Origin of the sequence: Stieleria bergensis (assembly GCA_007745635.1) — a bacterium.
Taxonomy (GTDB): domain Bacteria; phylum Planctomycetota; class Planctomycetia; order Pirellulales; family Pirellulaceae; genus Stieleria; species Stieleria bergensis.
In genome coordinates, this window is sequence record CP036272.1 from 4,979,365 (window position 1) to 4,993,487 (window position 14,123).

The following is a 14,123-nucleotide window of genomic DNA, read 5'->3' on the forward strand; positions in this document are numbered from 1 at the left end:
CTTGATGGCTCTGATCGAACAATTGCAGATTCTAGCGTCACCGGCAGCATTTCAGAACCCCTGCCGGACGAGTTCTGCCAGAAGTCACAAGCTGTGACTCTGATCGAGCACGAAGCCCGAACACGGACTCACTGATCGACCGCGCGAGCCGTCTGCAATGGACGTCCGAGCTGCATTTTCCAATAGCTTTTTCCAGGGCCCGCCTGAGTGGCAATCAACGCTCGACGCTGGTCGACCGGCAAAGGATGCGTCATGACGTGGTACAAGTCATGCAAAATCTGAGGATGATCGCCGTAGTAGCTGTGTCCCAGCAAACTGAGATCAATGCCGGTCACATCAATGGTTTCCACCCCGGGGACGACGGTGATCTCTGCGCCTCCTTCTCCAGCCCTGGCGTAACCATGAACCTTCTTCGATGCGACCAACGCTTGGTCGTCGGACGAAGCGTACAACGTCACGCGATCTGCCAGCGGAATCAGAGCGGGAGCCAAGTCCCGTCGAAACACATCGGCGTCAACGTCGGGAGCGGCAAAGACGACTTGCCCAAAGCTTGCTCCGCCGGGCACCATTGCCGGTGCTTTCCTGGGAGCCACCGCTGCATCTGTTGACGCGGCTAAACTTGCCGAGTCCAAACGGAGATCACTGGCGATCTCTTTCAACACTGCGGTGGTGGGGCGGTTGCCCATACTGTGAGCGATCACGTTCACTTTTTGAACGCCATTGACCTGAGCCAACTCCAGGAGGAACTGCTTCAAATGCGTGGCTGTCCAGCGGGCGTTGGTCTCGTCGATCGTGTAACCAGAAAGACTGCCTTGGCTGGGCCAGGAATAACAAACCGCCACACCGTCAAACGGCAAGTCCACCGCAAGCTGAGCGGTCCGCTGGACGGCTGACTCAAATGTCACGTTGTAACCGTGCACAAACACCATCGCTTCGGGCTGGTTGGCGCTGGCCACGGTGTCGGCGAGTTGTGACTGGAATTGATCCTGATCCAATTCCACTGCCGAGCGAAGGACAACATGCTTGCGCTGGTCTTCTGCGAATTCAAACCGAAACACGCTCGGCCGAGGAACATCACCACGCTCTCGCTCCAGCGGCACGGTGACTCGACTGATTCCACGAACAAAGCGACCGCGCGCCGCCCCATAATTGACGCCGTGCTTTTGAAGGTGCGTCGAACCGGCGGCAAGAATGATGCCGCAAATGAGCACCGATGCAGCACCGAACAAGCCCATGACGCCCGCCGCAAACAGATTGCGACGCAACCACTGCCCGATCGCCAACACTGCGAAAACAATCGATGCGATCAGCACGGTATAGAAGCTCTTGCGATTCCCTGCGATCCGGTACTGAGATAAACCCACCGGATCGGACAAGCGATCGGTTGCGTAAAAAACAGGGACAGTCAGATAACCCGCGTCGCGATCGATCGTTGCGCCAGCTGGCCCGACCGCTGGCCCGACAGCGGCGCTGTCAGTACCGGATGGATCTCCAGCGGCCGGATTGGGACTGCCTGTGGCGATCGCCTCACTGGGCGCTGCTTGAGCAGGCTGCTCGGGTTCGGCAGCTTGCTCGGGTTCGGCAGCCATCTGCAGCGGCATCTGCACCGGAGCTGCTTTGTCAACACGCGGAGCTGCCATCTCAACACGCGGAGCTGCCATCTCAACACGCGGAGCTGCCATCTCAACACGCGGAGCTGCCATCTCAACACGCGGGGCTGCTTGCGATCGGCGGAACTCCATTTGCGGCAACGGCACGGTCTGAAGCTCTGAAGATTCGACCAAGTCGTCAGGGTTCAGCACTGGAGGGAAGGCATCGTCCAGCGGCTTGTCCAGCAGCTTGTCCAGCGGCTTGTCCAGCAGGGGCTGTGAATCGCCGCCTTCCACCGCATCCAGCGGCGGCGGTGCTTGAGCCATTTTATCGGGGCCGGGTTCGGGCTCAGCAGGAGCGTCAGCAGACTCACCCCCACAGCCAACCAGGATCAAGCACAGCAAGATGACGGGACTTGTCCGCCGAACAAGCTTGGTTGCCCCACTGCTGTACCCTGCACTCCTTCGCCCCACCACGTTCATCGCTGGCATCCTTGCATTCGCTCTTGTGATCCAAGTTGTCCTGGTCCTGGTCCTGGTCAGCGAAACGTTGCGGAAACGGACGCTGCTTCATCGCGCCAGTTTAGCCAGCTGGGGGCTTGCAAGTCGAGAGCATCCTGAATGCGAGCGATTGCCAACCAGCATCATCGCATCCAAGACGCAGCGTTCAGGACCGATGGCCGTGAATTTTGTCGCGCCGAATTTTGTCGCGCCGAATTTTGTCGCGCCGAATTTTGTCGCGCCGAATTTTGTCGCGCCGAATTTTGTCGCGTGGGGCTTCCCAGCCATGACATCAAGCAGTGCTCCGCCGCTGGCCAGGCCAGCGATGCAGCGCCGGAGCTGGCAATCAGCGCGTCGAGAGGGTGTCTTTGCGAGGCTCTGTAACAGTGCTTCCTGCGCTGAGCCAACCGTTATCCAAATACCACTGCGCGGTCTGATTCAAGCGTTCTTGCAGACTGAAGACGGGCTGGAATCCCAATTGCTCGCGCAGCTTGCCGGGGTCGCAGGTCCAGCAACCGGCTGCGGCTTCGCGGGTCTTGTCCAAGTTCAGAATATGAGGTCGACCGCGTAGCTTGCTGACCCACTGATTGACCGCCGAGACGGCCCACAGCGCCGGCATGGGGATCGGGATCACGCGTGTGGAGCGCAGCCCCATCGCTTTGCCAATCATGCGGCCGAGTTCTGCGTACGTGGGCTGATGATGGTCGCCCACATAGAAGATGCCCTGGCCATCGGGATTGGGCTTGGTCAAACGTTGGCCGCGCCGCGCGACAGCCGTCAAGTTTTGGCAAAGATCGTCCACGTGGACGACAGACATTTTGCCGTTGCCCTTGCCGGGAGTGACATGCACTCCGAAACGCGAAGCGCTTTGGAACATTTCAAATCCGTCTTTGTCGCCGGGTCCCAAGACAATCGGCGGCCGCACAATGGAAATCGGCAGCCGATCGGCGTAGCTCGCAACCGCTCGTTCCCCCATCAATTTACTGCGTCCATAATTCGAAACAGGCGCTTCGCAGTCACTCTCCTGACGCGCTCGATCGGAGGTACTGGGACCTGACGCAGCGAGTGAGGACACATGCACGAGCACAGGTTTGGCATCCTGTTTCAGGCAGGCTCTGGCAACCGAGCGAGGACCGTGCACATTGGCGCGCACGAAACCGCGTAAGCCAAGAGACTTTGTGGTGCCCGCCAAATTGAACACCGTCTGACAACCCTCAACGGCTCGTGCCAGAGCATTGTCGTCAGTCAGCTCACCAACGACATATTCCGGGCTGTACGGATCCAAGCGACTTCGATCGGAGGTTTTCCGAACCAGACAGCGAACTTCAACGCCCTGTTGTTTCAGAAGTCGCACCAGTTGAGCGCCAATAAATCCGGTGGCCCCGGTAATCAGAACCTGTTTCATCTCACAATGCCCCGCTACTTCAATGGCTGTGGTTTGGTCTTGAGTCGTTCTTGCGTTGCGACCAAGGACCTCCCTGCTAGAAATCTCCCGCGCTGCTCATCCTTGTGTTGCCCATGAGCGTTTCAACGGACTGGTCATTGGTTCAAAATTGGTGTTCCAACTCAATTTTAGTTACCCGATCAATGGCCAGATCAAATTCTTCGGCAGGCTGATCGGTTTCAAAACACTTCGCAGGTTTGACACCATACAACCGGACTTGCCTTTTGCCGCTAACTTGTAGAATCTGCCTCGGCCTCGGCCAAACTGATGGCGGAGGAAGGTTTAGATTCTGTTACGATCAAGAAATCGGACCGGAGAGGATAGCGATGAAATCAGTTATGGCGCCCTTAACCATTGAATGAAGGCAAGCTACACCTCGTTCTGTGGAACTGAATGAGTCGCTCCGATCCACACCCTGTTTGGAACACGATGATGAGGAGGCAGCATCATGAGTTATCAGTGGGTAGTCCCGTCGGCGGGAATTGCAGGTTTGGTGGTTGCGGCGGCAGTGACGCGTTCGATTCTGCAACGACCGGCGGGTGACAGCAAGGTCCAGGAGATCGCCAGTGCGATCCGGCTTGGCGCGATCATCTATCTGCGTCAGCAGTACACCGTGCTGGCGGCCGTGGTGGTGATGGTTGCTGGGATCATGGCTTGGTTGCTCTCACCGACCGCTGCGGTTGCCTTTGTCAGTGGGGCGATCGGGTCTTCTGCAGCTGGCATCATAGGAATGCTCACGGCCACAAAAGCCAATAGTCGCACCGCTGTTGCCGCCAAAGAGCAGGGCAGTGTCGGTGCGTTCATGGTGGCGGTGATGAGTGGCATCGTGATGGGTTTAACAGTTGCCTCCATTGGCCTGATCGGGCTGGGCAGCATGTATGTGTTTTTGGACGTCACCGAGGAATCACTGACCCTGTTTAGCGCCTTTGGAATGGGCGCCTCATTGGTGGCGCTGTTCGCGCGTGTCGGCGGTGGGATTTTCACCAAGTGTGCCGATGTCGGCGCTGACTTGGTCGGCAAATTAGAAGCAGACATTCCGGAGGATGATCCGCGCAACCCTGGCGTGATCGCGGACAACGTCGGTGACAATGTCGGCGATGTGGCTGGCATGGGCGCCGACATTTTCGAATCCTATTGCGGCTCGATTATCTCGGCGATCGCCATCGCCCTGGTCCTGAGTGCCGAAGAGACCGATGCCTTGGGTGGTAAAGCCGCCCTGATTGGGCTGCCCTTGTTTTTGTCCGCCGCTGGCTTGGCGGTCTCATTGCTGGCGATGCTGATCATGAAACCAATTGCCGCCAAGAGCGCCGCTGATGCTTTGCGCTGGGGCATGGTGGGATCGAGTGTCCTATTCGTGCCAACGATCTTTTTGGTGCTGTGGTTGCTAGGTGTCAAACCCAATGTGGGCTGGGCAGTGGTCTGCGGAGCACTCACAGGCGTCGTGATTGGCTTGTCCACCGAGTACTACACCCGGGGACGAAAAGTGGAACGCATTGCTGAAACAGGCAAGACTGGCCCGGCGACGGTGATCATCAGTGGCACCGCAGTTGGGATGGAATCCATCGTGATTCCGATTGTTTCGATTTCGGTCGCGATCTTGATTGCCACTTCACTTGCCGGCGTGTACGGGGTTGCCATGGCAGCGGTTGGCATGCTGGCCACCGTCGGGATGATCATGACGGTCGATGCTTATGGCCCGGTCGCAGACAACGCCGGTGGCATTGCCGAAATGTCAGCAATGGGGCCAGAGACCCGAGAAATCACCGACGAACTGGACGAAGTCGGCAACACCACCGCAGCGGTCGGCAAGGGATTTGCCATCGGCGCCGCTGCGTTAACTTCACTCGCGGTCATTAGCGCCTTTCTAAAAGTGATCGAGCCATCGTTTCCCGGTGGGCTGCAAATCGATAGCCCGCGTGTGTTGGCGGGCATGTTCATCGGCGGCATGCTGCCGTTCTTGTTCAGTGCTTTGACGCTAAACGCCGTGGGCGACGCAGCCTTTGAGATGGTGGAAGAAATTCGTCGTCAGTTTCGCGAGATTCCCGGACTGATGGAAGGAAAAGCGAAACCGGATCACGCCAGCTGTATCAAGATTGCTGGCGCTGCGGCACTGCGACGAACGCCACTACCGGCGGTCATCGCGCTCGCGACGCCACCGCTGGTGGGTTTCTTTGTCGGAGCGGATGCACTGGGGGGATTACTGGTCGGATCCATGCTGACGGGTGTTTTGCTGGCGATCTTGCTAAGCAACGCTGGAGGGGCCTGGGACAACGCCAAGAAGTACGTCGAACAAGACAACCTGGGCGGCAAAGGCTCTGACGTTCACCATGCCTGCGTGATTGGGGACACGGTGGGCGATCCGTTTAAAGACACTTCAGGGCCGGCGTTGAATATCCTGATCAAAGTCCTGGCAGTCACCAGCCTGGTGATCGCCCCTTTGTTGCTGTAAACCCAGGAGACCGAATCAATCCCTTGCGAAAACGCGTCGCTGCTCAATGCAGTGGCGTGTTGGCAAGGGCCGCGTTTTGTTCCCTGGCACCCTTTGGTTCAACGGTCTTGGTGACCGGTTCGCTGGCGGTCAACGATGAGCCTTCGTTTAGCGAATGGTTGATCCCGGGCAAACCGATCGCCAGCAAGACACTGATGGCCAACCCGATTCCCGCCTTGGCTCCATCGGACAAGACCAGCTTGCCGGTTGCCTTGAGTGATTTCTGTTTGCTGTTGAGCGTGATGGCGATTTCTCGTCCGGCCAGCAACCCCAGGAACACCCAGGTCGTGCTCATCGGCATGTTGTTCAATTCTTTGAAGAACAACAGAATGAAGGCATACAGGAAATCAACAACCGTCGCCGACCGGATGTCCGTCGTGTTGGTCTTGGAGAGGACAATCTTTTGAATTTCGCCACCACGAAACGCAAAGATAATCGCATGCAGAACCAACATTGTGACCGCAGCGAACACCAGATAGGCAATGCTTAGTCGACGCGGAAGGTAGACGAAGATATTTGCCAAGTCATGCATCAGCCACAGGCTCCATAGGAACCCAGTCGAGCACCATTGCAGGGCGACCCAGGTCCGTCCGGGCGCGTCACTGGGCGAATCGATCCAACGCTTTTCAAGAGTCTTGGCGACATAACGATAAACCAATAAGCCAAGCACAAATGCGACCACGTACCCCATCAGCGACTTGGTCAGCATGCCGCCCATATTGCTAGGCGCAAACATGGTCAGCACCAAGAACGTCGTACTGACCGGAATCCCAAATCGAGTCAGGACCAGCACCACAACAGGTGGGATCACATGCAACCAGGTCAATCCACCTGCCGGCTCGGGGAACTTTTCAAGCCGCCCGTACGTGACGTCCCCGTCATAGCGAAACCAACTGTAGAGAAAGACAATCAGCAGCACGCTGCCAGCATACAACCACAGCACCCACCAGGGACGTTTCGAGTTAGAACTCAAAAAGGTACCCAAAGTTTGAATCGCATCATTGGCAACGATTGCATAAGCGGCGATCAGGAAACCGATCAACGCAATGATCTCAGCGTTCATGAGCCGTCTGTGGTTGCCAGCGTGGGTGAGTGAAGGAAAATCAAGACGATTGGAAGGCAAGAGCCCTCAATTCGGCTGCGGCCCAGCCGGGATCTTACCAGATGCTTAGCCGGTCGGTAGGAGAGCCCCCTCTGAGGATCTATACATCACCCGGGTGCGACTGATGAGAGATTGCTCACATTGCCACAGAGTGGTTTCCCTCAACAAACAACCGCGTCTGCACGATCCGCGCCAAACACAGGCTTAATCGGTAGAACAATAAAGCAGGGCGACGAACTGGGCTGGGAACAACAACGCGAGATAAAAAACTTACCGAGACAGGGGCACACTTACCGGGACGCAGCACACTTACCGAGACAGGGGCTTGGGCAACTGTTCATGTAACTGCTCGGCAAGTCGGTCCAAACGCCGCGTGGCGTAGAACTCGCTGCCGCCATGCTGACCACCAGAGACGACCTCCAGACGAACCGGAAGTTTCTGCACACGATAGGCTTTCATTAACTCCACCGACTGGTCAAACGGCATCTGCGGGTCAGCGTCGCCATGAATCAGCCATAACGCTGGATCCTCTGGCCCCACGTGGTTCACCGGACTTGCCAATTTGGCTAATGCTGTTTGTTGCTTGGGCTGACCACCGAGCAAGAGTTCCAGTGCTGGCACGCGGACGCGAAGGCCATGTGGAGTCGATTGAGCCAAAATGGTTTCCAAGTTGGCTGCTCCGTAAAACGAGACGATTGCTTGGACGCTTGATGAGGTGTCAAGATGCTCACCCACGCTGCCTTCCAATGGCTTGCTGTGATTCGATGTGCCGATCAAAGCAGCTAGATGTCCGCCCGCCGAGGCGCCAGCGATAACGAATCGATTGGGGGCAATGCCCAGTTGGTCCGCGTTCGCGCGCAGGTAGCGGATCGCTGCCTTAATGTCAAAGGCTTGTGCTGGAAACTTTGCTTCACCGCTCAAACGATAATCGACGCTGGCAATGGCAAAGCCATGCTGCAGCAGATGCTTTACTGGCACGCTGGCCTTTGACCCCGCTCGCCAAGCGCCACCGTGCACCCAAACAATCAGTGGCGCCCCGTCCCCCACAACCTCTGCTTGACGATCCGCAGCCCGCGCAGTCGGCAGGTACAGATCCAAATGCAGTTCTCGTTCACCGAGCTTGGCATAAGGAATGTCAGCGTGATCAGGTGATTGAGCAGTCAGTGACATCGGCCAGGGATGAATGCAAAGACAAAGCCAGGGAACCACGGCACACAACAAACGATGCCTGAATGGGGAAGATCTCATCAGAGTAGGATGTGCTCTTGGAATGGATGCTCGAAATGCTGGGCAGGATCCGTCCATCACGACGGTAGACTATACTCCGTCTTCCAACCTCATGCTGGGCACCTCCACTCCCGGCTAACTGCCTTTTGCACTCTCGTCTGGTTTTCTCGCTGTGATGCTTCAACTGACTGCTGCCTGCTTGCCCCGCCGGTCCTTCTGGTCACGACTCGCGCTTGCTGTTCTAGCCTTCGGGCTCCGAGTTCCGTTGCAAGCAACCGAGCCTGCGGCCACCGAACCAACACTCAGAAAGCCCAATGTATTGTTCATCATTTCGGATGACTTGAGCATGACGCTCAGCGGCATGGGGCATCCCGAGTGCAAGACGCCGAATTTGGATGCCTTCGCAAAGACCGGCGTGAGTTTCACGTCAGCGTATTGCCAGTTCCCGCTTTGCGGACCGTCCCGCGCATCGCTCATGACCGGACAGTATCCAATGATCAATGGCGTCAAAGGCAACGGGGGCACCGTCGCTGTAAACCGAGTCACACTGCCGAAACACTTTGCCAATCACGGTTACTGGACCGGCCGGGTCAGCAAGATTTACCACATGGGAATCCCAGGGGATATCGTCGAAGGCAAGCCCGGCAACGACCACGCAGCCTCCTGGCACGAAGCTCACAACATGATGGCGATGGAAGCGATCACTCCCGGAAAAGCCACCGACTTTCTAAACCCTGAAAGTGTCACACAGTACGCCGCTGAACGCAAAAAATGGCTCGCCGCTCGCGCTGCAAACGAACCCTATCAACACACGCAAGTTGCCCGCGCTCAGTATGCTTCGATTGAGGTTGCAGAAAAAGACCGAGGCTTGCTGGCCGATACCATGGCAACCGATCAAGCCATCGAACTGTTGCAGCAGCGGGCCAACGATCAGCGACCGTTCTTCTTGGCTGTCGGACTGATTCGACCGCACTTCCCGTTCATCGGGACAACGGAAACGATGGGGCAGTACCACGCTGACGAACTGGCGATCCCCAACGTCCCGGCCAACGATCATCAAGACATGCCCAAACAAACCATCAATACGGTGCTGAAATTCGAAAAACCAGCACAGCAAGAAATGCGCCGAGCCTACTTCGGTGCCGTTAGCTTTATGGACCGGCAAGTCGGACGTCTGCTCGAAGCGATGGAAACGCTGCAACTTCGTGACAACACCATCGTCGTCTTTGTTTCCGATCACGGCTACCTGCTTGGTGAACATCACATGTGGAAAAAAGCCAAGCTCTGGGAAGAAGCGATCCATGTGCCAATGATCATCTCCGCGCCCGGGAAAACACAAGGAGCAACCTGTCAGCGAACCGTCGAACTGGTCGACCTTTATCCCACCCTGACTGAACTGGCCGGATTGCCCAGCGACAGTGCTGCACAAGGCAATAGCCTGGCAGCTTTGCTAGAGAATCCAGAAGCCACCCACGCCAAGCAAAACGCCTTGATTCAAGTCAACGGCGGTTTCGGATTACGGCACGGACGCTGGGCCTACATGTGGTACCCGAAATCCAAAAAGCATCCCGAAGGCGTCATGCTGTACGACATGCAACAAGACGCCACTCAGTACCAGAACTTGGCGGAACTGAAAGAGCATCAGGAGGTGCGACACAGAATGCATCAACAGCTGATGCAGCGGATTGAAGCTGCCCAAGGCAAGTGAGCCTACAGCCAGCCAGACCGCCGAGATGCCAGACCGCCGAGATGCCAGACCGCCGAGATGCCAGACCGCCGAGATGCCAGACCGCCGAGATGCCAGACCGCCGAGATGCCAGACCGCCGAGATGACAGACCGCCGAGATGCCAGACCGCCGAGATGACGGGGGCCGAGACGACGGGGGCTCGAAAAACGACCAGGCCGTGTGTGAAGCATCGGCGCGTTGCTCGTGAAGAACGGGGACAAGGTGTTGGCGAGGGAACTGACGACAGGGTGTTGGCCGATGATGCAGCGTTGATCGTCAACCACACCCAATGCGCGTGCTATGTGTAAATCGAACGTGATTGGCGCAAAACGCCCACCTCAGCTGCAAGTACTCAGGGGACTCAAAGAAAAAAAATGGGATGGAGCTGAAAACGCATGCAAAACACCCAAATTAACAGAAAGGTGACAAAAGGGGCTCATTCGCAAGCGCAACCAGCCTCAATCCACCCATTCAGCCACACGCAAGCAACCCAAATTGCGTGGGCCCTTTTCTTCAGAATACGCTAAGGGTCCGCTGAATCGCTTTACTAGCGGTCTAATAAAGTGTAATCTAGCTTCCACCCCAACGGGGATTTGTCTTTCGGAGAGTTCCTTTTTCTCTCCACCTTCTCTTTTCTTTTCTTTTCATTCACTCTCGCTTTTCCTAACTGAATGATTCCTTTGCTTATTTTAGCCGTTGTTCTCTTTTTATTCATTCGGAGCAAACCATTGCGTTTGTTCCTGGGGCAGAGAAAGTTTGTAATTAGTGGCCACACGATTGTGTGGCGACCATTTGTTTCGATGGTGCGTGGCAGAGGCCGACACGGTTTGTCTTGCGGTCGTTTACTGAGATTTCTCGGGATTCCGAGCGATGTCGGGCAACGACCAGAGACTGACTTCAACGCAACACATCAGCAAAGCAACCTGGGGCTAGGTTGCAGCGCGAAGTGGGTTGCCGCTTGGTCCGATGTGCACGTGCAATATTCATGGCTATCAAAGTACAGGTTTGAGTTTGGCTTTGGAAAAGCGGGTCCCTTCTTGCAACGTTTAGCGGGGTTCGCAAATGACATCTCAACAACCATTAGCGGAGGTTCCACAGCAAACCATTTTTGTCGTGGACGACGATCAGCGGGCCAGAGAGTCCGTTTGTGCTTTAGTAACTTCAATGGGATTAGCTGCCAAAGCTTACCTGTCTGCTGAAGCTTTTTTACAAGACTACAACATTGACCAGCCTGGATGCTTGGTCACCGATGTACGCATGCTTGGCATGAGCGGCTTGGAGCTGCAAGCCCGGCTAGAGGAGATGGGAGCCATGCTCCCGGTGATTATTCTAACGGCTTATGCGACAACACCGGTCACGGTGGAAGCGATTCAGCGTGGTGCGATCACGATGCTGGACAAGCCGTATGTTGAGGACGATTTGTGGAACGCCATTCGACGCGCGCTGTCAACTGATGCCAGCGAACGAGTTGCGGAAACACGTCGTCGCGAGATCCGTCATCGGATTGACGAACTCACACCATCGGAGCGTGCCGTGCTGTCGTTTGTCGTCCAAGGCAAACCCAACAAGGTCATCGCAAATCGTCTGGACGTCAGTGTTCGCACGGTCGAAAACCGCCGCAGTGAGATTTACAACAAACTGCAAGCCGGTTCGGTTGTCGAATTGGTGCGAATGGTGATCGAGGCGAATGTTGAGGAACTGGATCTGCATCATGAGTCTCAATTGACTTAGCAGAACCCTCGACTCAAAGGTCTTGCCGGGTGAGACACGCTCTTAGCAACGCGTGTCTCCCCATGAGGTCCCCAAACGCAGAAACCCTGCGATTGCCAGTTCACCTCACCAACACCACCTGCAGCTTCCCGCAGAATTATGCAGATGATTCTGTATTTGGTATCGGCGCCGATCGTTCTAATTCAGATAGACCGGTTGCCTGTTCGTCAGCAAAAGCCTCCAGCTTTCGCTGACACGCATGCCGGTAACGACATGCAAGCGGATTGGTTGAACACTCGTCGTTGACATGACTCACCTTGGCAAGTGGGGCATTTGCAGTGGTGAGAGAACCTGTTGTTAGGCGACAAGAGTTTGAATTCATTCCGCTTACTGATGCTGGCAAGTGATCGATCAGAATGCTTGCCCAGCACAAAGCTAGCCCTTTTCATCCGATGACTTTCGTTCTTATTTCCTTTCCTTGATGCTCGTCAAGGTGCGAAAGGGCTAGCTTCTTTTTTCAACTGCGTTATCCGTTTTCTTTGATAACGCCTCTGACAGCCCAGACTAGATCCATTGGATCTCGCCGAACCAAGCTCACTGTCTGTGGGTTCTGGGACGGACCGGTTACATTGGCTGGTAACGACGATTCAAAGGCGGTGTTTTGCCACGATCGAATCGTTCCATGACGGCTGGCGAATTCAGCCAGCCGTGTTTTTGCTCCATCGCATTTCCCATCACCACGCGCATTCCATCGCCGCTGGGTTCATCTGAGGCGATGCTGTTGAACCAACGGGTTCATCGCAACGACAGACGACCGAACCTGACGCGGATGCGAAAACCAAAAGGACAACACTACATGCATGCCAAGGACTCGATCCGCCAAGCCTATAAGATCAGCCACATGGTTCTGACGGCTTACGTGAATGACATGACCGATGAAAACCTGCTTGTCCGCTCCGTGCCGGGCTGCAATCACGTGGCCTGGCAACTCGGCCACTTGATTAGCTCTGCAAACGGCATGCTGGAAGGCGTTGGCGCCCAGACCATTGAGCTGCCAGAAGGTTTTGCCGACAAGCACAACAAAGAAACAGCTGGCAACGACAACGCCGCGGACTTTTACAGCAAGTCACAGTACCTCCAGCTGCTTGAGCAGATCAAAGCAGCAACCTTCGCGGGTCTGGAACAAGCCAGTGACGAGAGCCTGGACGATGATGCTCCGGAATACCTGCAAAGCATCGCCAAGACCGTTGGCGACGTCTACGTGTTGATTGCCTGCCATCCATTGATGCACGCAGGACAACTGGTTCCCCTGCGTCGCCAGTTGGAATTGCCGGTCGTGATGTAATCGCGATGGCAGTGATTACATGCGAACCGAGATGCCAGCGTCTTTCATCACTTGCTTAGTTTCAGCGATCGAGTACTGACCGAAGTGAAAGATGCTGGCGGCCAAGGCGGCGCTGGCTTTTCCTTTTGTGATCGCGTCGGCCAAGTGTTGCGGGCTACCGGCGCCGCCACTGGCGACAACCGGGATGGAAACGGCTTCACTGACAGCCGAGGTAATCGGCAAGTCGTAGCCATCGCGGGTACCATCGGCGTCCATGCTGGTCAGAACGATTTCACCGGCCCCCAGCTCTTCGACTCGTTGAGCCCATTCAACGGCCTGCAAGCCCGTCGGTTTTCGGCCACCATTGATATGGACTTCCCAGAACTCCTGGCCCTCTTTGATCACGCGTTTGGGATCGATATTAACCACGATGCACTGGCTACCAAAGCGATCTGCGGCGCGACGGATGAAGTCTGGATCTTGGCAAGCAGCAGAATTGATGGACACCTTGTCTGAGCCGGCGTTCAATAAGTCGCGTACATCGTCGATGGTGCGAACTCCACCGCCGACGGTCAACGGCATAAACACACAGTCCGCCGTCCGCCGGACGACATCGAGGATGATGTCGCGTTCTTCGTGGCTGGCGGTGATATCAAGAAAGACCAGTTCATCGGCGCCTTCGGCCTCGTAGCGACTGGCAACCTGAACAGGATCGCCTGCATCGCGGAGGTTGACGAAATTCGTGCCTTTGACGACACGACCAGCATGAACATCTAAGCAGGGGATCACTCGTGCGGCTAACATGTTGCGTTGAAGACCCTTGGGCGCCTATGGAAAATTCAGTGTTGCGATTGCTGAGCAAGCAGCGTGATTGCTGAGGAACCAGGTAGTAAACGTCCGCGTCCCAGGATGCGGAGGGCAAAACGCCTCGTTTGGAATCCCGGGCCTTGGAACGCGGAAAAATCACGCCCAGGTTATACGTCAATCTGCCTTGATCTCGTAGTCGTCTTC

9 protein-coding genes are annotated in these 14,123 nt (G+C 56.1%); 4 read left to right on the plus strand and 5 right to left on the minus strand.

Going from position 1 to position 14,123, the window contains the following annotated elements; genetic code table 11:
• Positions 1-128: 128 nt before the first annotated feature.
• The gene (locus SV7mr_RS17435; protein WP_145275036.1) at positions 129-2,081 is read right to left on the minus strand and encodes an alpha/beta hydrolase; all 1,953 of its coding nucleotides are present in this window, start codon (positions 2,079-2,081) and stop codon (positions 129-131) included.
• 355 nt (positions 2,082-2,436) lie between these two features.
• Complete coding sequence (locus tag SV7mr_RS17440; protein ID WP_145275039.1) at positions 2,437-3,495, minus strand: NAD-dependent epimerase/dehydratase family protein; 1,059 nt, start codon at positions 3,493-3,495, stop codon at positions 2,437-2,439.
• A 487-nt stretch (positions 3,496-3,982) separates the two neighbouring features.
• Between SV7mr_RS17440 and SV7mr_RS17445 the strand changes: the two genes are divergently transcribed.
• The gene (locus SV7mr_RS17445) at positions 3,983-5,983 is read left to right on the plus strand and encodes a sodium-translocating pyrophosphatase (protein ID WP_145275042.1); all 2,001 of its coding nucleotides are present in this window, start codon (positions 3,983-3,985) and stop codon (positions 5,981-5,983) included.
• A gap of 43 nt (positions 5,984-6,026) precedes the next feature.
• On the opposite strand, the gene SV7mr_RS17450 is transcribed toward SV7mr_RS17445, so the two are convergent.
• Positions 6,027-7,085 carry a hypothetical protein gene (locus SV7mr_RS17450; protein ID WP_419187532.1) on the minus strand — a complete coding sequence of 353 codons (1,059 nt, stop codon included), beginning with the start codon at positions 7,083-7,085 and terminating at the stop codon, positions 6,027-6,029.
• Between the two features lie 348 nt (positions 7,086-7,433).
• Positions 7,434-8,294, minus strand: a complete 861-nt coding sequence (locus SV7mr_RS17455; protein ID WP_419187533.1) for an alpha/beta hydrolase — start codon at positions 8,292-8,294, stop codon at positions 7,434-7,436.
• 376 nt (positions 8,295-8,670) lie between these two features.
• On the opposite strand from SV7mr_RS17455, the gene SV7mr_RS17460 reads away from it, so the two are divergent.
• The 3 genes from SV7mr_RS17460 (at position 8,671) to SV7mr_RS17475 (ending at position 13,133) form a co-directional block, all read left to right on the plus strand.
• The gene (locus tag SV7mr_RS17460; RefSeq protein WP_419187534.1) at positions 8,671-10,059 is read left to right on the plus strand and encodes a sulfatase; all 1,389 of its coding nucleotides are present in this window, start codon (positions 8,671-8,673) and stop codon (positions 10,057-10,059) included.
• 1,081 nt (positions 10,060-11,140) lie between these two features.
• Positions 11,141-11,809: a response regulator transcription factor gene (locus SV7mr_RS17470; protein WP_145275055.1), complete on the plus strand. Its 669-nt coding sequence runs from the start codon at positions 11,141-11,143 to the stop codon at positions 11,807-11,809.
• Between the two features lie 808 nt (positions 11,810-12,617).
• Positions 12,618-13,133 (plus strand): DinB family protein, encoded by a 516-nt coding sequence (locus SV7mr_RS17475; protein ID WP_419187535.1) that lies wholly within the window; start codon positions 12,618-12,620, stop codon positions 13,131-13,133.
• A 15-nt stretch (positions 13,134-13,148) separates the two neighbouring features.
• On the opposite strand, the gene hisF is transcribed toward SV7mr_RS17475, so the two are convergent.
• The gene (gene hisF / locus SV7mr_RS17480; protein WP_145275058.1) at positions 13,149-13,916 is read right to left on the minus strand and encodes an imidazole glycerol phosphate synthase subunit HisF; all 768 of its coding nucleotides are present in this window, start codon (positions 13,914-13,916) and stop codon (positions 13,149-13,151) included.
• Between the last annotated feature and the right edge of the window lie 207 nt (positions 13,917-14,123).

What these genes read in the sequence shown, in the direction of transcription:
- SV7mr_RS17450 (WP_419187532.1), bottom strand. Translation starts at nt 7,085, where the DNA reads ATGAACGCTGAGATCATTGCGTTGATCGGTTTCCTGATCGCCGCTTAT.
- hisF (WP_145275058.1), bottom strand. Translation starts at nt 13,916, where the DNA reads ATGTTAGCCGCACGAGTGATCCCCTGCTTAGATGTTCATGCTGGTCGT.
- SV7mr_RS17435 (WP_145275036.1), bottom strand. Translation starts at nt 2,081, where the DNA reads ATGCCAGCGATGAACGTGGTGGGGCGAAGGAGTGCAGGGTACAGCAGT.
- SV7mr_RS17440 (WP_145275039.1), bottom strand. Translation starts at nt 3,495, where the DNA reads ATGAAACAGGTTCTGATTACCGGGGCCACCGGATTTATTGGCGCTCAA.
- SV7mr_RS17470 (WP_145275055.1), top strand. Translation starts at nt 11,141, where the DNA reads ATGACATCTCAACAACCATTAGCGGAGGTTCCACAGCAAACCATTTTT.
- SV7mr_RS17475 (WP_419187535.1), top strand. Translation starts at nt 12,618, where the DNA reads ATGCGAAAACCAAAAGGACAACACTACATGCATGCCAAGGACTCGATC.
- SV7mr_RS17455 (WP_419187533.1), bottom strand. Translation starts at nt 8,294, where the DNA reads ATGTCACTGACTGCTCAATCACCTGATCACGCTGACATTCCTTATGCC.
- SV7mr_RS17445 (WP_145275042.1), top strand. Translation starts at nt 3,983, where the DNA reads ATGAGTTATCAGTGGGTAGTCCCGTCGGCGGGAATTGCAGGTTTGGTG.